General features: G+C 63.9%; 19 protein-coding genes and 1 pseudogene (1 of these 20 only partly in view). 12 read left to right on the forward strand and 8 right to left on the reverse strand.

Features of this window, described 5'->3' with window-relative positions; translation table 11 throughout:
• Positions 1–439, reverse strand: a pseudogene (locus tag AUJ55_04615) (hypothetical protein) (it extends 83 nt beyond the left edge of the window).
• Positions 440–614: 175 nt separating this feature from the next.
• The gene (locus tag AUJ55_04620; GenBank protein ID OIO58738.1) at positions 615–1,511 is read right to left on the reverse strand and encodes a hypothetical protein; all 897 of its coding nucleotides are present in this window, start codon (positions 1,509–1,511) and stop codon (positions 615–617) included.
• 154 nt (positions 1,512–1,665) lie between these two features.
• On the opposite strand from AUJ55_04620, the gene AUJ55_04625 reads away from it, so the two are divergent.
• Positions 1,666–3,822, forward strand: coding sequence for a 23S rRNA (guanine(2445)-N(2))/(guanine(2069)-N(7))-methyltransferase (locus tag AUJ55_04625; GenBank protein OIO58739.1), 2,157 nt, complete (start codon positions 1,666–1,668; stop codon positions 3,820–3,822).
• A 480-nt stretch (positions 3,823–4,302) separates the two neighbouring features.
• Here AUJ55_04625 and AUJ55_04630 read toward each other — a convergent pair whose 3' ends face one another.
• Entirely contained in the window at positions 4,303–4,497 is a 195-nt protein-coding gene (locus AUJ55_04630; GenBank protein ID OIO58740.1) for a hypothetical protein, read from the reverse strand.
• Between the two features lie 14 nt (positions 4,498–4,511).
• The gene (locus AUJ55_04635) at positions 4,512–5,186 is read right to left on the reverse strand and encodes a hypothetical protein (protein ID OIO58741.1); all 675 of its coding nucleotides are present in this window, start codon (positions 5,184–5,186) and stop codon (positions 4,512–4,514) included.
• A gap of 290 nt (positions 5,187–5,476) precedes the next feature.
• On the opposite strand from AUJ55_04635, the gene AUJ55_04640 reads away from it, so the two are divergent.
• The 9 genes from AUJ55_04640 (at position 5,477) to AUJ55_04680 (ending at position 14,720) form a co-directional block, all read left to right on the forward strand.
• On the forward strand, positions 5,477–6,460 hold the full coding sequence (locus AUJ55_04640) for a hypothetical protein (protein OIO58742.1): 984 nt from the start codon (positions 5,477–5,479) through the stop codon (positions 6,458–6,460).
• Positions 6,461–6,606: 146 nt separating this feature from the next.
• Positions 6,607–6,864 (forward strand): hypothetical protein, encoded by a 258-nt coding sequence (locus AUJ55_04645; protein ID OIO58743.1) that lies wholly within the window; start codon positions 6,607–6,609, stop codon positions 6,862–6,864.
• Between the two features lie 28 nt (positions 6,865–6,892).
• Positions 6,893–7,321 carry a hypothetical protein gene (locus AUJ55_04650; protein ID OIO58744.1) on the forward strand — a complete coding sequence of 143 codons (429 nt, stop codon included), beginning with the start codon at positions 6,893–6,895 and terminating at the stop codon, positions 7,319–7,321.
• A 138-nt stretch (positions 7,322–7,459) separates the two neighbouring features.
• Positions 7,460–7,729 (forward strand): hypothetical protein, encoded by a 270-nt coding sequence (locus AUJ55_04655; protein OIO58745.1) that lies wholly within the window; start codon positions 7,460–7,462, stop codon positions 7,727–7,729.
• A gap of 35 nt (positions 7,730–7,764) precedes the next feature.
• On the forward strand, positions 7,765–7,986 hold the full coding sequence (locus AUJ55_04660; protein ID OIO58746.1) for a hypothetical protein: 222 nt from the start codon (positions 7,765–7,767) through the stop codon (positions 7,984–7,986).
• 48 nt (positions 7,987–8,034) lie between these two features.
• Positions 8,035–9,258, forward strand: coding sequence for a type I-U CRISPR-associated protein Cas7 (locus AUJ55_04665; GenBank protein OIO58747.1), 1,224 nt, complete (start codon positions 8,035–8,037; stop codon positions 9,256–9,258).
• A complete protein-coding gene (locus AUJ55_04670) occupies positions 9,258–10,874 on the forward strand; it encodes a type I-U CRISPR-associated protein Cas5/Cas6 (protein OIO58748.1) in 1,617 nt (538 codons plus the stop codon). Before AUJ55_04665 ends, AUJ55_04670 begins: the two co-directional genes overlap by 1 nt.
• Complete coding sequence (locus AUJ55_04675) at positions 10,867–13,785, forward strand: hypothetical protein (GenBank protein OIO58749.1); 2,919 nt, start codon at positions 10,867–10,869, stop codon at positions 13,783–13,785. Before AUJ55_04670 ends, AUJ55_04675 begins: the two co-directional genes overlap by 8 nt.
• Positions 13,782–14,720, forward strand: coding sequence for a hypothetical protein (locus AUJ55_04680; protein ID OIO58750.1), 939 nt, complete (start codon positions 13,782–13,784; stop codon positions 14,718–14,720). Before AUJ55_04675 ends, AUJ55_04680 begins: the two co-directional genes overlap by 4 nt.
• Before the next feature lie 311 nt (positions 14,721–15,031).
• Here AUJ55_04680 and AUJ55_04685 read toward each other — a convergent pair whose 3' ends face one another.
• The 4 genes from AUJ55_04685 to AUJ55_04700 form a co-directional block, all read right to left on the reverse strand.
• Complete coding sequence (locus AUJ55_04685; GenBank protein ID OIO58751.1) at positions 15,032–15,514, reverse strand: GNAT family N-acetyltransferase; 483 nt, start codon at positions 15,512–15,514, stop codon at positions 15,032–15,034.
• Entirely contained in the window at positions 15,483–15,794 is a 312-nt protein-coding gene (locus AUJ55_04690) for a hypothetical protein (GenBank protein ID OIO58752.1), read from the reverse strand. Before AUJ55_04690 ends, AUJ55_04685 begins: the two co-directional genes overlap by 32 nt.
• Before the next feature lie 143 nt (positions 15,795–15,937).
• Positions 15,938–16,291, reverse strand: a complete 354-nt coding sequence (locus AUJ55_04695; GenBank protein ID OIO58753.1) for a MazF family transcriptional regulator — start codon at positions 16,289–16,291, stop codon at positions 15,938–15,940.
• Entirely contained in the window at positions 16,279–16,581 is a 303-nt protein-coding gene (locus AUJ55_04700; protein OIO58754.1) for a CopG family transcriptional regulator, read from the reverse strand. Before AUJ55_04700 ends, AUJ55_04695 begins: the two co-directional genes overlap by 13 nt.
• Before the next feature lie 46 nt (positions 16,582–16,627).
• Between AUJ55_04700 and AUJ55_04705 the strand changes: the two genes are divergently transcribed.
• A complete protein-coding gene (locus AUJ55_04705; GenBank protein OIO58755.1) occupies positions 16,628–18,352 on the forward strand; it encodes a CRISPR-associated endonuclease Cas4/Cas1 in 1,725 nt (574 codons plus the stop codon).
• 77 nt (positions 18,353–18,429) lie between these two features.
• Positions 18,430–18,726, forward strand: coding sequence for a CRISPR-associated endonuclease Cas2 (locus AUJ55_04710; protein OIO58756.1), 297 nt, complete (start codon positions 18,430–18,432; stop codon positions 18,724–18,726).
• Positions 18,727–19,059: the final 333 nt, after the last annotated feature.

The following is a 19,059-nucleotide window of genomic DNA, read 5'->3' on the forward strand; positions in this document are numbered from 1 at the left end:
CCTGGGTGCGAACCGTCATCTGCTCGCTATCGATGTTCAGTACCCGGCTCATGCCGGTCATGTCGAGCAGCACCCCACCAAAGGCCACCGACTCCCCCTCGGTGGTCAGCCCCCCGCCCCGCACCGTGACCGGCACCTCGAATTGCTGGGCCGCTTGCAAAAGCGCGGCGATTTGTTCGGCGTTGCGGGCCACCACCACCCCGCCCGGCAACCCGTGGGCCAGCCCCCCCGCATCGGTGACGTAAACGCCGGTTTCGAAGCGCTGCTGCCGTAATTGGATCTGCCGCCGCTCAAGCTCCGCCACAAACTCGGGCCACTGCGCCCCCTGCCAGCGGGCCGGATTGGTCTGCTGCCGGGGGATGGCGATCAGGGCATCCGGGGCGACCGGACAGGGGGGCAGGGTGCTGACCACCGAGGTGGATGGGTCTGAAGCGCTCAAGGGTGTGTCCCCATGGGGTTAAAACGAGTATTCGTAGACCGTGAAACGGTGCGGGGGGTTTTTGAAGGGATGCCCCCCAGTCGTCAAGCAGGGACTGCCTATCGAGCCCCAAAAACAACGGCGGCCCCAACCTTCGGGGCCGCCGCCATTCCATGCTCGCGCAGCGTCAAACGGCTCAGCGTTTGGGCGCCGCGACGGGGGGCGAAGGGGGTGCCGGAGGGGCATAGCGGGGGTCGATGAAGGTCAGGTTTTGCTTGTGTTTCACCTCCTCCACCCAGGTGCGCATCGACGCCTGATTCATCTCGCGCGCCACCCGATCTTTCACCTGCTCCAGCGGCAGGGTTTGGGCTGCGCGCCGCCCCAGCAGCTCAACAATGTGCCAACCGAACTGGGTCTGGACAGGGCCCGCGATCTCCCCCTCTTGAGTCAAGGCGAAGATCGCCTGCTCGAAGGGGGGCACCATGGTGCCGCGACCGAACCAGCCCAAATCGCCACCCTTGTCTTTATTGGCCGCATCCTGGGAAAACTGCTTGGCCACCAGGTCAAAGGCCATCCCCCCCTTGAGCTTCTTGAGCACCTTGCGCGCCTCCTCCTCGGTTTTCACCAGGATGTGGCGGGCGTGGACCTGCTCGGGTTGGCCGTAGGCGGCGATATGGGTCTGGTAGTACTGCTCGATTTCAGCGTCGGTCGGCTGGCTGTTCATCTTTTGGCTGCGCAGCGCCTCAATCAGCACCGTCTCTTCGTTCTTACGCAGCTTGGCCGCCACCTCGGGGTTCTGATCGATCCCCTGGGTGCGGGCCTCTTGAGCCAGGGCGAAGCGGGTCATGATGTTGTTGAGGATGTTGGCCCGCATCTGCGGGTTGTCTTTCATCGCCTGAAAATTCGGCGGCATGGTGGCGAATTCCCGGTCGATGTCGCCGTCGGTGAAGGGGTGATCTCCCACCTTGCCCACCACCTTGTCGCCGGGGGCGGTCGTTTGCTCTTGTACCGGGGGGGGCACAGGAGGGGCGTCGGAGGAACAAGCGGCCAGCCCGGCGGCGGCAATCAGGATCAAAGCGAAGCGGTACACCATGAGTCGGCTCCTTGATTCGGTGGAAATCGGGTCTTGGGGAACTGGAACGGAGGGCGATTCTAGCGGCAACAACCTTAAATAGCATGACACCCGACACCGTAGCGACCTTGCGTTATGATCCCCGCCCCATCCCCGCCACCGTCAGGATCCCCCCTTGGACTTTTTCGCCACCACCCCCCACGGCCTTGAAACCCTGCTTACCCAAGAGCTTGAGGCGCTGGGCGCGCAAGCGATCCGCCCCTCCCGCGCCGGGGTCTTTTTTTCGGGCGATCTGACCTGCGCCTACCGGGTTTGCCTGTGGTCGCGCACCGCCGGGCGGGTTTTGCTGCCGCTGCCCCCCTTCAAGGCGACCACCCCCGAGGCGCTTTACGAGGGGGCCAAGGCGTTCCCGTGGGAAGAGCACATGGGCCTGAGCGACACCCTGGCGGTCGACGCCCACGTGCAGAATTCGCAGATCACCCATTCCCAATACGCGGCGCTGCGCATCAAGGATGCGGTGGTCGACCGCTTCCGCGAACACACCGGCGAACGGCCCAACGTCGACCGCCTCGACCCCGACCTGCGCATCAACCTGCATCTGGTGCGCGATCAAGCCCGCATGAGCCTTGACCTGGCGGGCGACTCGCTGCACCGGCGCGGCTACCGCACCGAGCAGGGTGAGGCGCCGCTTAAAGAACACCTGGCCGCCGCGATTGTGCTGATGGCGGGCTGGCGCGACATCGCCGCTGCCGGGGGGGGATTGGTCGATCCGACCTGCGGCTCGGGCACTTTGGCCATCGAGGCGGCGCTGATTGCCGGTGACATCGCGCCGGGGCTGTTTCGCCGCCGTTTTGGTTTCGAGGGGTGGCGACAGCACGACGAGGCTGCCTGGAGGGGGCTCAAAGCCGAGGCGGAACAACGCCGCTCGCGCGGGACTGCAAACATTCCCCCCATCGTCGGCTTCGACCTCAATCCCCACGTCGTCGCCCTGGCTCAGGCCAATGCCGCCAGGGCGGGGCTGACCGGACGGGTCACCTTCATGAACGGCGACGCCACCCGTCCCGACATCAAGGCGCCAACCCCCACCGGCTTGATCGTCAGCAATCCCCCCTACGGCGAGCGCCTCGGCGACATCAACCAGCTTGGCGCCCTGTATCAGGCGCTTGGGCGGCTACAAACCGGCCCCTTCCCCGGCTGGCGACTGGCGATCTTCTCGGGTAACCCCGACCTGCTGCGCACGGTGAAGGGGTCGCTCGAAGCCTCGATTCCGCTGCGCAACGGCCCCATCGATTGCCGCCTGGCGCTGTACGCCCCCCAGGCGGCGGCCGTGCAACCCGCCCCCATGACCCAGGCGGCAGGCGGCCTAGAGGCAGCACTTGCTGTCGATCCGGCGGTGGAGATGCTGGTCAACCGGCTGCGCAAGAATCAAAAACAGCTCGATAAATGGGCGCGACGCGAGGGGATCGAGGCCTACCGCATCTACGACGCCGACCTGCCCGAGTTTGCTTTGGCCATCGACCGCTACGGCAACCACCTGCATGTGCAGGAATACGCCCCCCCCAAAAGCATCGACCCCGAGGTGGCCCGCCGCCGTTTGCAGGCGGCGTTGCTGGCGATTCCCGAGGCGGTCGGGGTTGATCCGGCCAACCTGCATTTCAAGGTGCGCGAACGGCAGAAGGGGACGCAGCAGTACAACAAGGTGGGGGAAGAAAAGCGGTTCTTCCAGGTGCAAGAGGGGGGGCTGAAGTTCTGGGTCAACCTGAGCGATTACCTCGACACCGGGCTCTTCCTCGACCACCGCACCACCCGCGCCCTGGTGCGCGACATGGCGCCAGGCAAGCGCTTCTTGAATCTGTTCGCCTACACCGGCTCGGTGAGCGTCTACGCCGCCGCCGGGGGGGCGCGCTCGACGACCACGGTCGATCTTTCGTACACCTACCTCGACTGGGCCGAGCGCAACATGGCGCTCAACGGTTTCACCGGACCGACCCACGACTTCGTGCAGGCCGACTGCGTCACCTGGTTGGCCGAGCAGCCGCCAAAAGCCCGTTTCGATCTGATCTTTCTTGATCCACCAACGTTTTCGAATTCCAAACGGATGGAGGGGATCTTCGACGTGCAGCGCGATCACGTGGTCATGATTCGCCAGGCGCTGGGGCTGCTGGCGCCGGGGGGGATTTTGCTCTTCTCGAACAATCGGCGGGATTTCAGGCTGGACAGCGAGGCATTGAGGGACGTGAACATCGAGGATTGGAACCGCAAGACGCTGCCGCAGGATTTCGAGCGCCACCCGAAGATTCACCATTGCTGGAGGATCGTGCGGCAGGGGTAGGAATCCGCCCGATACCGCAGGGGCGAGACCCGGAAAAGGTGGATGCGCTGCGCTTATCCACCCTACGGCACCCGCGACGATACCCATATCCATGGTCGCAAAGACCGCCCTTTGGAGGGCCACGCTCCGTCGTGGCCACGCCCAGCCCACCCCCCCGCGTCATTCCGCCCCGTAGCCCAGCGGCGCAGGGGAACCCGGAATCCGCCCAATACCGCAGGGGCAACCCGAAAAGGTGGATGCGCTGCGCTTATCCACCCTACGACACCCACCCTACGGCACCCACCCTACGGCACCCGCGACGATACCCATATCCATGGTCGAGAAGACCGCCCTTTGGAGGGCCACGCTCCGTCGTGGCCACGCCCAGCCCCCTCCCCCCCGCGTCATTCCGCCCCGTAGCCCACCGGCGCAGGGGAACCCGGAATCCGCCCGATACCGCAGGGGCAACCCGAAAAGGTGGATGCGCTGCGCTTATCCACCCTACGACACCCACCCTACGACACCCGCGACGATACCCATATCCATGGTCGAGAAGACCGCCCTTTGGAGGGCCACGCTCCGTCGTGACCACGCAGGCGCAAAGCGCCTGCCCACTCCCTCCCCCACTGCAACCATCTTGAAACCCTGAATCCAGCCAGGCATAAAAAAAGGGCGGACCTTGCGGCCCGCCCCCATCCCGCGCTCCGGTTTTAAAACCGGTACAACACCCCAACCCGGTACATCCCGACGTTGTTGGAGCCGCCGTCGGAATCCTTCACCCCGGCCATGCCACCCAGATCCCAGCGGATCCCCCAGACGGGGCTGATGTGCCAATCGAAGCCGACCCCCCACACCACCGGGGTGCTGCGGGTGGTGCTGGCGTCCGAAAACGCCGTCCCGTCGCTGGCACTCAGGGTCGCCGTTTCCTTGGCCTGGGCGCTGGCCAGACCCAGCCGGGCGAACCAGGCGCCAGCCCCGTCGAAGGCGCGCAAGGTTCCCAGGGCCGACAGCGACACGGCGCTCAGCTCAACCTTGCCGCTCACGGAGGCGGTCACCCCTCCCACCGTGGCCAACCCCGAGGTATCGAAGGTGGCCATGGTCCCGGCGATGTAATCCGCCTCCCAGCCCAGGCCGTAATCCCCCGCTTGCAACACCTCGCCGCCAACAAAGAGGGTCCCACCCCACCCCCCTTGGGTGACGGAGACCGACCCTTGGGTGAAACCGGCGGCGGCAAGGTCGGCGCTCAAGGCCGAGACATCGACCGGGGTGCTCAGCCGGGTCGAGGCGATCCCGGCATAGAATCCGCCCGGCTCGGCCAAGGCGGGGGAGGCGACCGCCAAGGCGGCGAGGATCGAACCGAGGGACTTCAAACAACGTGTGTTCATGGTGTGCTCCTAAAGGGCAACAGGAAAAAAGGTGCGCGGCCCGGCGTCTGGGCCGACAACTTTAAGGCTATTCATTTTGTTACTCCTGCAACAGGAAAAAAGGTGCGCGGCCCGGCGTCTGGGCCCCGACGCCCCGCGCCCTTTCAGCCTGATGCCCCGGCAGGATCATCCGGCGATCCTCTCCCCGTCGTCGTTCACAAACCGGCCCGCAGCGTGCGCTGCGTCAAAAAGCTTCCGCCCCAGCCCACACGCCCGTTACCCTAGCCTCCTACTGCAATCAGGGAGACGCCATGGATCGTTACGACCGCATCATCCAGCTCAACCGCATCTTCAAAACCCACCGTTATCCCCTATCGCTCCAGCAGATCCAAGACAAGCTGGAGTGCAGCTCGGCCACCGCCAAGCGGGCGATCAAAACCCTGCGCGACGACCTGGGCGCCCCGCTGCCCTACGACAACGACCGGGGGGGATACCGTTACATCGAGGATCCCGACGCCCCCCAGTACGAGCTGCCCGGCCTGTGGTTCACCCCCGCCGAGCTTCATGCCCTGCTCGCCGCCCAGCAATTGTTGGAGGGCCTAAGCCCAAGCCTGCTCAGCGACGCCATCGCCCCGCTGCGCGAGCGGATCGACAAATTGCTGTCCGACAAGCGGATCGGCCACAACAACCTGACGCAACGGGTGCAAGTCCTCGGCTCCCCCACCCGCCGCGGCTCCTCCGACTTTTTCACCCTCGCCGCCGACGCCCTGCTGGGGCGCCACAAGCTGGAGATCGACTACACCAGCCGCAGCCGCGAGGAGCGCACCCGCCGCACCCTCTCCCCCCAACGGCTGCTGCACTACCGCGACAACTGGTATCTGGCCGCCTGGTGCCACACCCGCGAGGGCTTAAGGATGTTTTCGCTCGACCGCATCGGCTGGGCGCGGCGGCTTGACGAGGCGGCCATCGAGGTTGAGGAGGGGGCGCTGACCGGCTTTTGCGCCTCGACCTACGGCATCTTCGCGGGGGAACCGGCGGGCTGGGCGACCCTGCGTTTTTCGCGGGGACGGGCCGAATGGGTGGCCGATGAAACCTGGCACCCGAAGCAGCGCAGCCAATGGCTGCCCGACGGTCGCTACGAGCTGGAGATCCCCTATTCCAAGCTGGAGGAGCTAACGCTGGATGTGCTGCGCCATATTCCCGAGGTCGAGGTGGTGGGGCCGCAGGAGCTGAGGGTGATGGTGCGGGAGCGGGTGGAGGCGGCCTGGCGGGGGATGGCTGAGACAACCTTGTAGGAGGCGTCCCCGACGCCGAACCGCCCGGTTGCCACACCCCGGGGCAACATCGAAGGGGTAACCCGAAGATGGCACCAAAGGGCCTTCACTTATTTCCGTCAGCAGACGTACACTAAAATGAATTCTTATACGTCACGGAGCATACCATGCAAACCAAACTCACCTTACGGCTGGACGACGCCTTGATCGAACAGGCCAAAAACTACGGAAAGGGGCAGGGCAAGTCGGTATCCCAGTTGGTCGCGGAATACTTTCAATTGCTCGGCAGCGCAGCGTCATCCAAGCAGCAGCCACAAGAGGCGCTGCCCCCCCGCATCCGCTCCCTCAAAGGGCTTATTTTAGGTAGCCAAATAACCGAGGAGGACTACCGCGAACATCAGATCCAAAAGCATTTGGGCTCCTGACCCCAGGCCCCCAACGAAAGGATTCGCCATGTTCAAAGTACTCGTCGACCTCAATGTCGTTCTGGATGTTTTGCTGGATCGCCCCAGCCTTGGCCCCACCTCCACACAACTCCTGGTCCTGGTCGACCAAAAGCGGCTTGAAGGCTGGCTGTGCGCCTCCTCCATCGACACCTTGGACTACCTGTTACGTCGCTCTCTGAAACGAGATCCCCTCCCCCACATCCGCACCCTGCGGGAAATTCTGCGCATTGCCCCGGTGGACGAAGCGGTCATTGATGCTGCCTTGAATCTGGGCTGGGGCGACCTCGAAGATGCCATCGTTCATGAAAGTGCCCGTTTATCGGGGCTGCATGCCATCGTCACCCGCAACACCCGTAATTTTGCTCGGGCAACCCTCCCTGTTCTAACCCCCGAACAGTTTCTGGATGCCCACCAAGGCCTAACCCCCTCCCCCTAACCCCAGCCAGAACGCTCAACTGAACAACCCCACGAGGGGCAGATGCAAAAAATCACACCGGTGGATCACGGAATGATCCGGTGGGGGGGTAGGGTGGCCGTGCCGTCATCCATCCTCACCCGAGCAAGGAGCACCACCATGGCCAGCGAAGCGCAAAAAAACAAAGCCTGGGACAACGCCAAGAAAACCCAAGGCAAAGACCCCGCCCTGTACCGGCAAGACCCTTACGGCAACACGATGTACCGTCACTCCTACGGCAGGGCCAGCGACATGGGATGGGAGGTCGACCACATCAAGCCCAAGTCGCAAGGGGGATCGGACGCCACGGTCAACCTTCAGGCGCTCAGCACCGGCATCAACCGCAGCAAGCAGGATTCTTTGGTGAAAAAAAGCAGGCATTCGAAGTAGCACATCCAGACCAAAATTCCACTCAAGGATCGACCATGCCTTCATCCAATTGGCTCGACACCCTACGCCGCTGGCGTCAGCTTCCCGAGGTCGAGCAGCGATCTCGCCGCTGGCGAATGATCCCGACCAGCGTTAGCCAAAGCATGGCCTTCTCCGGGGAACCGGTGGATGTCGCCATGCTGGAGGAGACCCATGCCCAGGTTCAGCCGCCCTGGTTTGCCCATTCGTCGGAAATCACCACACCTTCGGGTGATTAGGTTCTTCGCTGCAGTCCCCACCTATTACGAGACAACAAGGAGTAGAAGATGAGCCAAACCCTGACTCTGGACGTTTTGAAACAAGCCGTTGCCGGTCACGCCGCCGCTCTGCGCTGCGTGACCGCCTATCAACCGGCAGGGGGCGAGGGGGACAAGGTGTTCCCCCCTACCTACGAAGGGGGGAAATACGCCACCGAAACCCGCGTGATCGAGGGCAACCGGATCCCCTGCGTGCTGCTAGACTCGGTGCAATCTCAAGCCAACAGGATGGAACTGGCGCTGCTGGAGGCACGCAGGGAGGGCAAGCTGGAACTGCCGCTGGTCACGGTTCGTTTCGAGGATCCTTCGCTGAAGAAACCGTTCGCCGTCACCAGCCTCGACGCCCCCCACAGGGTCGCCGACGCCATCCTGCGCGACAGCCAGCTCGACGGATTCATGTTCCGCAAGTCGGAACTGGGCCGAACCTTGGATCATGCCGATACCCGCAACGCCACCCCCCTGTATCGCCTCAATCCGACAGCGCTGGTCTTTGGGATTTGGGATTCCACCGGGCCGCGCGGGGGTCTTGGGGCGAAGTTTCAACGGGCAATGGTGTCGGAGATGGTGGGGATCGATGCCGAGAAAGGGGTCAAAACCGGTAGTCGCCTTGACCCTGCTCAAATCATGCTGGGAGCTGGCCCGCTGTACGCCCGTGCAAGGATCAGTGAAGTCACCACCGGCTGGACCACCGATCCCGCATTGGCCGCAAAAGAGAAAGGACAACCCAGCAAACTGGGGAAAGACGGTAAACCGTCCGAAGCCAATCATGGCAACGTCACTCCCAGCTATTCCGACGGCGGCTTCACCCTCGCCCGCGCCCAACAAACCACCGTCCTCTCCCTGGCTGCCTTGCGCCGTCTGCGTTTCCCCCTTGAAGCCATCTCCGATTCCGACCCCGCCGTGGATCGCGCGGCCCGCACCGTCCTGACCGCCCTGGGGCTGACCGCCGCCGCTCTGGCCCGCGAGGAGGGGGCCGATCTGCGCTCGCGCTGCCAGTTGGTGGCGACCGAACGGTTTGTCTGGGAGCTTTTGGACAACCCCGGCGAGGAGCCCAAGCGGTTCGAGTTGACCGGCGAGCAGGCGCTGACCCTCTATGCCCAGGCGGTAGCGGAGGCGAAACAGGCCGGACTCGACTGGGAGGGCGACATCATCCTCTCCCCCTCGGAGGATCTACTCAAACTGGTCGCCAAAAGCCAGGAGTTGGCCGCCGCCCAGGGCGAAGGAGAGGAATGATGTTCGGCATCGGCATCCGTTATCTCAACGGGTGGGCGATGGCGGCAGCGGACGGGGCGCGCAAGGAGCGGGCCGAATGGCCCCCCCACCCCGACCGGGTCTTCATGGCTCTGGCTGCAGGCTGGTTCGAAACCGGAAGGGACGAAGCCGAAGAGGCGGCCCTGCGCTGGTTGGAACAACGACCCACCCCCCCCGCCATCGCCGCCTCCGAGGCCGAGTATCGCGTCGCCTCGGGCGATCACCGCCCCCCCACCCATTTCGTGCCGGTCAACGACCCCGCCCTGTCGCGCGGCAACACGGTCGATAAATTGGTGGTCCAAAGCGGGACGACACTGGCCGCGCTCAAGAATGCGGGGTTAAGCCAGGTGGTTGAATTCCGCTCCCGCCAACCCCGCGCCTACCCGGTCGCCATCCCCCACCGCGACACCGTCCACCTGATATGGGACCACCCTCTCGACGAAGCCCACCGCGACGGATTGATCTGTCTGTGCCGCAAAGCGGTCTATCTGGGCCATTCCGCTTCGCTGGTGCAGATGTGGCTCGACGAATCCCCCCCCACACCCGATTGGGTTCCCAGCCAAGGGGTAGCCCCCCACCGTTTGCGCCTCTTCGGGCCGGGGCGGCTGGATTACCTCGACCGGCGGCTGAACCGTGCCGCCTGGATCGACTACCACGACCGGCAGGCGGTCATCGCTGTCGACAAGAAAAAGCGTACAGCCTTAAAAGTCGAGCAAGCCGCCCGCCATCCCGACGGCCCCCCCATCTCGCTTCGGCCTGAACCGGGGTTGTGGCAAGGCTACGCCGCGCCCCTCTCCATTAAAGAACCGCCTCCGGCAGGTTCGATCTTCGACCCCCGCCCCCTCGTCCTGACCCTTTCGGGCAAGCGGCTCGATTTACCCGCCACCCTCAAACTGATCCAGGCCCTGCGCGGCGCCCTGTTCAAGCATTTTGCCGACCGTCCCATCCCTGAATGGATCAGCGGCCACGCCGCCGACGGGACCCCCTCGCGACATCCCCACATTGCCTTTCTCCCACTCCCGTTCGTGGGCGCCCTTCACGCCGACGGCCACATCCTCGGGGTAGGCCTGGCCATTCCCAAAACCATCGACCCCTCCGAGGTAGAGCAAACCCTGGGATCTTGGCTGCGCGACGAACGGGGCGAACTCAAGGCCGTTCGACTCTTCGACCGCCAATGGCTGGAATGCCACGCCGAACTCGAAGCCCGTCCCCGCCCCCCCTTCAACCTTCAATCCGAAACCTGGACCCAGCCCTCCCAATGCTGGGCCAGCGTCACCCCGGTGGTTCTGGATCGCCATTTCGACGGCTCCCGCCGCTGGGAGAAAGCCGCCGAGTCGATCAAAGCGGGGTGTGAACGGGTCGGCCTGCCGCGACCGAGTGAAGTTCTGCTCGATCCGATCAGTCGGGTGGCAGGGGTCCCCCACAGCAATCAATTCCCATGGATCGAACGCAAGAGGGGGGGCGGACGGATGCAACACAGCCACGCCGTGCTGCTGTTCGACCAGCCGGTTCAAGGACCAATTTTGGTGGGAGCGGGGCGCTTCCGGGGCTACGGCCTGTTCCGCCCCATGACGCAGGGAGGCAGCACCCATGTTTGAAGCCAATGCCCAAGGATTTGCCTCTTTTTTTCGTGAACTGTGGGGTTACCCCCCCTTTGCTTGGCAACAGGCCCTGGCGGAAAGGGTGCTCGGAGGAGGGCATTGGCCCGACGCCATCGCCCTACCAACCGCCGCCGGAAAAACAGCCTGTCTCGATATCGCCGTATTCGCCCTGGCGGCCCAAGCCGACCGGCTGGAGCGGGGCGAACTCCTGACGACGCCACGCCGCGTCTTTTTCGCGGTGGACCGCCGGATGATCGTGGACGAAGCCTTCGAACGGGCGCGGGAGTTGGCCCGGCGTCTGCTCGATGCCGAAGGGGGAATCCTCAAGGAGGTGGCCGACCGGTTGCGGCGGGTTTCCGGCGGTTCGATCCCCCTGGCGTGCCATCAACTGCGGGGAGGGATGTTTCGCTCCGATGCCTGGGCTCGCGATCCTGCCCAACCCGCCATCGTCGCCACCACGGTCGATCAACTCGGCTCGCGCCTGCTTTTTCGCGCCTATGGCCGCTCCTTCAAAGCCTGGCCGATTCAAGCGGGGCTTGTCGGCAACGACAGCTTGATCCTGCTCGATGAGGCCCACTGCGCCCAGCCGTTCATGGAGACGCTGCGAGCGGTTGCCCGGTATCGCCATTGGGCAGAACTGCCGCTTCCCTCCCCCTTCCACCTGACGGTGATGAGCGCAACGCCACCCGATGGGCTGGAGGTCTTCGAGGACGCCTCGGAAGAGCCCCACACCCCCGGCCACCCCCTCGGCGACCGGCAACTGGCGGCCAAACCGGCCACCTTGATCGTGGCCGACAAAGCCAAGGGGGCCAGGGGAGGTGAGGCCTTAGCCAAAGTGTTGGCGGAACAGGCTGAAATGCTGGCGGGAGAGGACCCCGAGTCGGGGCGAGCTCCCGCATTGGTCGTGTTTTGCAACCGGGTCGATACGGCCCGCAAGGTTTGGGATCGTCTCGTTCAACGCCACGGCGACCGGGTCACCCTCCTCACCGGACGGATGCGCCCCATCGACAAGGACGACACCGTTCAAGACCGGCTCGACGCGCTTTCCGCTGGAAAGTCGACCGAACGGCGGCTGAAGCAACCGTTGTTCGTCGTCGCCACCCAAACCCTGGAGGTGGGGGCCAACCTCGATTTCGACCGATTGGTCACCGAGGCGGCCCCGCTGGATGCCCTACGACAGCGCTTCGGGCGGCTCAACCGCATGGGACGCCCCGTCGCAGCCCGTGCGGTGGTGGTGGTACGGGGCGATCAGGCTCAGAACAGCGAGGACGACCCGGTCTACGGGCAGGCGCTGGCCGCCACCTGGGGGCAACTTTCGGCTTGGGGCGGCGAGCAACAGACCGTCGATTTCGGCATCGCCGCCCTGAACGAGCGTCTGCAAGACCTTTCCACCGAGGAATGGACCAAACTCAATGCCCCCTCCGGCCATGCTCCGGTCTTGCTGCCTGCCCATCTCGACGCCTGGGTGCAAACCGCCCCCGAGCCTTGGCCGACCCCCGATGTCGCCTTGTTTCTGCACGGCCCCCGCAGTGGCCCCGCCGACGTTCAGGTGTGTTGGCGTGCCGACCTTACCGGGGACGACGCCAAGGGATGGGAGGCGGCGGTTGCCATCTGCCCCCCCTCCTCCCCCGAAACCCTGACGGTCCCCATTGGACAACTGCGCCGTTGGCTCACGGGGGAAGATGCGCCCGGCGGCGCCGACGTGGAGGGGGGCGACCCCGATGCCGAGGCGCCGCCAAATACCGAAAGGGCGAAGGGAATAGCACGCCGCGTTGTGCGTTGGCGCGGCGCCGACGATGTCGAGACGGTCGCCGACCCAGCCAAGATCCGCCCCGGCGACGTGGTGATCGTTCCCAAACATCTCGGCGGCTTCGAGGAGCTGGCCACCCTCGGTTCTCCCAACCCGGTGGCCGACTGGGGCGACCGGGCCTTCGCGGCCACACGGGACAAGGCGATCCTGCGTTTACACCCGGAGGTGATGGCCCAGTGGGCAGCCACCGAGGCGCTACGTCCCTTCAGTCGGCTCACCCAAGAGGAGTTCGACGCCGATCCGCAAACCCATCAGGACGACTTGCAAGGGATCCTGGCCGCCATCGCCACCGCCGAGGGGACACCCAAGTGGTTGCGACAGGCGGCAGATCATTTTTCCGCCATGCGCCAACTCGACCGCCTGCTCGTGCTCCATCCCACGCAGGGGTGGGTGTTGCTCGGGCGTGCCCCGCTGGGGCAATACGCCGTGGCCTGCTCCGACTTCGGCGACGAGGACGACCCGACCGCCTCGGGCACCGTGCGCAGGGGTTTGGAGGTTCACCTGACCGGGGTGGGCGAGTACGCCGCCCGTTTTGCCCAACGTTGCGGATTGCCCACCATCATGGTCGAAACGGTTGAACAGGCGGGACGCCGCCACGATCTAGGCAAGGCCGATCCCCGATTTCAGGCCTGGCTCAAGGGAGGGGCCTCCTGGGGGGACGCCACCCTTTTGGCCAAGTCGGATCGGATGTCCCGATCCCTCAGGGAGAGCGAGGCGTCTCGGGAGAGGGCCGGGTATCCCAAAGGAGGGCGGCACGAGCTGTTATCGGTGCGCCTGTTGGAAAGCCGCCCCGAGCGATTGCCCGCCGATGCCGCCCAACGCGACCTCCTGCTCCACTTGGTCGCCAGCCATCACGGGTATTGCCGCCCCTTCGCCCCGGTGGTGCGGGACGGCCATCCCCAAACCGTGGAATACGACGGCTTCGAGGCAAGCAGCGCCACCGAGATGGAGCGGCTCGACTCAGGGGTGGCGGAGCGCTTTTGGCGTCTGACCCGTCTCTACGGCTGGTGGGGATTGGCATGGTTGGAGGCAATCACTCGATTGGCCGATCACCGCCGCAGCGAAGCCGAGGAGCGCAACCAAGGAGGCAAAGCATGAGCACGTTTGTGTTGAAGGGGCTTGATGGCGGCAACCCGTTGGGGTTCTTGGCTGCGTTGGGGGTGCTGCGCACCTCGGCCCTGGGGGTGGGACCCACCACCGCCATGCACTGGGTCCACGCCGAAGGGGGATGGCGGCCATGGGTTACATTGCCAGGGAAAATCGACGCCGAAACGTGGGTGGCCGATCTACACGCAACGTTGAAAACCATGGACGAACATCCGGCACTGACGTTGGGCAACAACCTCAATCTGCCTTGTGGTGAATTCCGCGACGCCGCCGTGAAGGCACGGCAACACGCCTCCATGGAAGACCGACGCTTTGCCGATTTTATCGCTGCATACGGCAGCGAGGCGGTCGAAACCGAGCTCAACGGCAAGAAAACCGGCGTCATCCGCGATACCGCATTGCGCACCATGAGCGGGGCGGGGCACCAACACTTTCTCGGATCGATGCGCGCCTTCGTCGCCGACACCACCCCCGAGCATCTACACAAGGCATTGTTCGAATCTTGGCGCTACGACGACTCTCTGGAGGGGCACACCATGCGCTGGGATCCACTGGACGACGTGCGTTATGCCTTGCGGTGGTGCAACCCCAGCGGCGACCCGGACCGCAAGAAAGGGGGGAGCATGTGGGGTGCCAACCGGTTGGCCATCGAAGCGCTGCCGCTTTTCCCAACTGCCCCTGTCGGAACCACGCTGGAAACCACCGGGTTTCGCCTGAAAAAACGGGAGGGGGTGTTTTGGACTTGGCCGTTGTGGGAAACGCCGTTGACCCTCGACCCACTTCGTTCCCTTGTGGCGCTGGGCGAATTGCAAACCGACGAGCCCAACCGGGATCGTCTTGCCAGCATGGGTATCGTCGAGGTGATGCGTTGCCAACGCATCACTCAAGGGAAATTTCGCAATTTCTCGATGACTTGGTCGACCTGAACAAAGAATTAGTGGGGGGCTTCTCCAATTCACCCGGTGAATCCCCCTTTGATCGTCTGATCGCAGTCGGGGGCCGCTCCCACCAGAACCGCTCCCAGGGATGAAGGGGGCCGCTCACCTTTGGCAGATTACTCCACACGGGTGCATCGGAAGGGACGCGCTGCATCGCGTCCACGGCCACGACGCGGCGTGGCCATCCAACCGCTTGGGCAGGAAGAGACCGCCGACCGGCAATATTGAGGGGTTCAGGAACGGGCGGTAGAAACCGGCGCCATGATGCCCCGGCCCCATTGCGGGCATGTGGGGTGGCCTCAACGCCAAAGCTTGGCAGGAAGAAACATCAACAGCGGTTGATCGGGGCAGGATTCGAATCCGAAGTGGCGATAGAACGCTGCGGCTTGAGCATCGAGAGCATCGACCAACATGCCGATCCCTCCGGCCTCGGTCTGAATCCGTTGCGCCCGGGTCAAGGCATCGACCAGAAGAAAACTGCCGAGCCCTTTGCCTTGAACTTGGAATGCCACGGCAAGGCGGCCCAACCGAATCCCGGGGACCCTCCGGGGTAATCGGTTTTTCCAAGCATCGGGAAGAACGCCGGCATCCAATTCCGCAAGGGTGAGCGCGTAATAGCCGTAGATCCGGGTGGGGTCGTCCTCCAAGACGGCCACGAAGGTTTTTGAGATCCCTTTGTCCTGATGCTGTCTTGCAGTTTGTTGCAGCCACCCGTTGAGTTCGCCCCGTCCGCAGTCGAATCCTTTGCGGTCATGGCTTCCAGTTAAAGGAAGAATCTTCATCGTCCAGCCGAACCTCCCGATATCGCTCCATGGCACATTTCATAGCCGAAGTGGGTTCGGGAGGATGTTCCAATCGATCCAAAAGCCACGACCAGTCACGACAGGACAGGCGAATGAACTCCTCGCGTTCGATCACGGCGTGAGCCTCTTTCAAGGCGGCTTGGACGAGGAATTGATTCACCGTCGCGCCGGTGAGTTGGGCCGCACGACAAAGTGTCTCGTACACGTCGTGAGGAACGCGAGCGCCGATGCGATCTTGTTTGGCAAGCGAACTGGCCATTGGTCACCTCCAATAATGGTAGATGTCACACCATAACACTGTTGCCAAAATGGCGACACAGCTTTCCGCCATTCATGTCCATTGCAGCGGCGAAAACGCCCCGTCCTCTTGAAGGAGGGAAGCTCTTGAGAGACGCCCCCGCCTCAATCGACCCCCAGCACCGCCTTCAAACTGCGCTCGACGCTCGCCATTTCGGCATCGGTCAGGGTGGTCAGCGGGCCGTCGCCGAAGCGGGAGCGGTCCAGGGTCCGGGGTTGTTCGATCACCACGTAACAATCCCGTTTCAGCTTTTCCCGCCTGGAAATCGGTACGCGCAAAGGGGCCTGGTCGGGACGGAATTGTGTGGTCAGGGGAAGAATCGCGATCGTCGGCAAACCGGCCAGAATCAACCGAGACGCCTGAATAATCAGCACGGGCCGTATCTTTCCGATTTCCCCACCTTTGTTGGGATTAAGGTTGGCAATCCAGATTTCGCCCCGTCGCATCAGCGCCACCACTTTTCGTCGGGATCAATCCCGGCCGCCCTCTCCTCGGCCTCAAGGTTGTCTAGCCATCCCTCCAACCCCTCCTCGGCCAGCGCCAACGCCTCGGCCCTAGCCTCGGGATCGGCGGCCAATGCCTTGGCGGCGGCCACCAGCTCCTCCATGAAACGCTCCTTCTCCTTCTTGGCCAGGTATTCGGCAATCGCCAGCCGCGCCACCTCGGAGCGGGGGATTTGCTCCAGCTTGGCCTCGCGGTCGAGCCATTCGTCCAAATCGTCGGGCAAACGCAAACTCATCGCCCCCATGCCGCACCTCCCGTATTTCAATACGTAAGACAGGATGTCATCCATCATGAACGACGCCCCCCATTCCCACAACCCAACCCAATCCCCCCTCCCCCTGCTCTTCCCCGAACTGCCCGAGGCGATCCCTCTGGCACCGGTGCGGATGGTCAACGAGGTGGTCTACTGCCCACGGCTCGCCTACCTGGAATGGGTACAAGGGGAGTTTGCCGACAACGCCGACGTGATCGAGGGGCGGCAGGTCCACCGCCGGGTCGATCAGGGTAAACCGTTGCCACGCGATGGGGAGGATGAGGAGGAGCGGATCCACGCCCGTTCGGTCTGGCTCGGTTCGCGCCGACTGGGCATCACCGGCAAACTCGACCTGGTGGAGGGGGAGGGTCAGCGGGTGACCCCGGTGGACTACAAACGGGGCAAACGGCCCCACGTCGAACGGGGTGCCTACGACCCGGAGCGGGTGCAGGTTTGCGCCCAGGGGCTGCTGCTGCGCGAGCACGGCTACCTGTGCGACGAGGGGATCCTCTACTTCGCCGGATCCAAGGAGCGGGTGCGGGTGCTCTTCGACGACGAGCTGGTCGCCCAAACCAAGATGGCGATCAGCGAACTGCGGGGGATTGCCCTGGGCAGCCTGACCCCACCGCCGCTGGAGGACAGCCCCAAATGCCCCCGCTGCTCCCTGGTCGGGATCTGCCTCCCCGACGAGGTCGGCTACCTCAAGGGGGGCCACATCGCCCCCCGCCCGCTCTACGTCCAGCAGGAAACCGCCGTCCCCCTCTACGTGCAGGATGGAGGTGCCTACCTACGCAAAAGCGGCGAGCAAATCATCATCGAAATCGAAAAAGAGAAGGTCGCGCAGGCGAGGCTCCCCGAGGTGTCGCAGATTGCGATTTTCGGTCGCGCCCGCCTGAGCACCCCTCTGCTGACCGAATGTATGCAGCGGGGCATCGCCGTGACCTACCTGAGCCAAGGGGGATGGTTTCTCGGCCACACAGTGGGCATCGGCCACAACAACATCGACACCCGAATCCACCAATTTAAGGCGGCCGCCGACGAGCGGATCTGCCTACGCCTGGCCAAGACCTTGGTGGCAGCCAAGATCGCCAACTGCCGCACCCTAATTCGCCGCAACTGGAGCGGGAGCGACGCAGAGCTCGATCCGCTGCTGCTCCAGCTCGACGTGGACCGGCGTAAGGCCGACAACGCCATCGCCCAAGAAAATCTACTGGGAATCGAGGGAAACGCGGCGCTCAAGTATTTTCGGGCCTTCACCGGAATGCTGCGGGTGGGGGAGGAGGCGATGGGCGCCTTCGACTTTCAAGATCGCAACCGCCGTCCCCCGAAGGATCCCCTCAACGCTCTGCTCAGTCTGACCTACGCCATGCTGACCCGAGAATGGACGGTGGCGCTCTCGGCTGTGGGGCTCGATCCCATGCTGGGGTTCTACCATAAACCCCGCTTCGGTCGTCCAGCATTGGCGCTCGATCTGATGGAGCCCTTCCGCCCCTTGATTGCCGATTCTGTGGTCATCACCGTCATCAACAACGGAGAGATCAAGCCGAGCGATTTTATTCAAGGGCGGGGGAGCTGCGCCCTCAAACCCGGAGGACGCAAAGCGGTGATTGCCGCCTTCGAACGGCGGATGGGCCACGAGATCACCCATCCGGTCTTCGGCTATCGCATCGGCTACCGGCGATTGCTGGTGGTTCAGGCACGGCTGCTGGCCCGTTTCTTGGCGGGTGAAATTCCCGATTTTCCGCAGATTTTGACCCGATGATGTGTATTGGTGTGTGGATCGGCGTCGCGCATCCACCACCCCAGAACCCGGTTTTCACCCCCAGACAAGGAGGCGTCATGAGCACCCAGGATCACTTGGTCGTCGTCACCTACGACGTGAGCGACCCTAAACGTTGGCGGCGACTGTATAAGTTGATGCTGGGCTATGGGGAATGGCTGCAACTGTCTGTCTTCCAATGTCGACTGGACCGGGCGAGGATGGCGGTGCTGGAGGGACAGGTGGCCGAGATCATCCAAAATGGTGAGGATCATGTATTGATGCTCGACCTCGGCCCTGCCGACACCCTGCGTCCCAACGTGCGTAGCCTGGGCAAAAGCTTTCAGGCGGTGCGTCGCCAATCGGTGATCGTGTGATCCGCCGCCGCCGTGCGAGCGCTCCGGTGATGTCGTTTTTCCGGTCAGGGCTCGCAGGGCCGATGTTGGCTGACTTTTGGGGGGCATGGTGCCTAAGAAAGGGGGGCGTGAATGCAGCTGAACCGGCCCATTGCCGGGAGCGCTCGCAAAGAGCCGAAAAAAACGTATGGTTTCGTGGCGTTGGACGAGCGGTTATTTCCGGAGCGAATTAGCTCCGGCCTCATTGAAGCCAGAATGAAGGTTGACTACCTCACTTGTGGACCTATATTTCCGGAGCGAATTAGCTCCGGCCTCATTGAAGCGCGCAGCAGGAGCGCGAACGCGCCAAGAGTC

Source organism: Proteobacteria bacterium CG1_02_64_396 (assembly GCA_001872725.1).
Taxonomy (GTDB): Bacteria; Pseudomonadota; MNWR01; order CG1-02-64-396; family CG1-02-64-396; genus CG1-02-64-396.

Coding starts and splice junctions, on each gene's coding strand:
- AUJ55_04660 (OIO58746.1), top strand. CDS start 7,765: ATGCCTTCATCCAATTGGCTCGACACCCTACGCCGCTGGCGTCAGCTT.
- AUJ55_04690 (OIO58752.1), bottom strand. CDS start 15,794: ATGGCCAGTTCGCTTGCCAAACAAGATCGCATCGGCGCTCGCGTTCCT.
- AUJ55_04705 (OIO58755.1), top strand. CDS start 16,628: ATGAACGACGCCCCCCATTCCCACAACCCAACCCAATCCCCCCTCCCC.
- AUJ55_04645 (OIO58743.1), top strand. CDS start 6,607: ATGCAAACCAAACTCACCTTACGGCTGGACGACGCCTTGATCGAACAG.
- AUJ55_04665 (OIO58747.1), top strand. CDS start 8,035: ATGAGCCAAACCCTGACTCTGGACGTTTTGAAACAAGCCGTTGCCGGT.
- AUJ55_04630 (OIO58740.1), bottom strand. CDS start 4,497: ATGGGGGCGGGCCGCAAGGTCCGCCCTTTTTTTATGCCTGGCTGGATT.
- AUJ55_04635 (OIO58741.1), bottom strand. CDS start 5,186: ATGAACACACGTTGTTTGAAGTCCCTCGGTTCGATCCTCGCCGCCTTG.
- AUJ55_04700 (OIO58754.1), bottom strand. CDS start 16,581: ATGGGGGCGATGAGTTTGCGTTTGCCCGACGATTTGGACGAATGGCTC.
- AUJ55_04655 (OIO58745.1), top strand. CDS start 7,460: ATGGCCAGCGAAGCGCAAAAAAACAAAGCCTGGGACAACGCCAAGAAA.
- AUJ55_04670 (OIO58748.1), top strand. CDS start 9,258: ATGTTCGGCATCGGCATCCGTTATCTCAACGGGTGGGCGATGGCGGCA.
- AUJ55_04710 (OIO58756.1), top strand. CDS start 18,430: ATGAGCACCCAGGATCACTTGGTCGTCGTCACCTACGACGTGAGCGAC.
- AUJ55_04680 (OIO58750.1), top strand. CDS start 13,782: ATGAGCACGTTTGTGTTGAAGGGGCTTGATGGCGGCAACCCGTTGGGG.
- AUJ55_04620 (OIO58738.1), bottom strand. CDS start 1,511: ATGGTGTACCGCTTCGCTTTGATCCTGATTGCCGCCGCCGGGCTGGCC.
- AUJ55_04650 (OIO58744.1), top strand. CDS start 6,893: ATGTTCAAAGTACTCGTCGACCTCAATGTCGTTCTGGATGTTTTGCTG.
- AUJ55_04675 (OIO58749.1), top strand. CDS start 10,867: ATGTTTGAAGCCAATGCCCAAGGATTTGCCTCTTTTTTTCGTGAACTG.
- AUJ55_04685 (OIO58751.1), bottom strand. CDS start 15,514: ATGAAGATTCTTCCTTTAACTGGAAGCCATGACCGCAAAGGATTCGAC.
- AUJ55_04640 (OIO58742.1), top strand. CDS start 5,477: ATGGATCGTTACGACCGCATCATCCAGCTCAACCGCATCTTCAAAACC.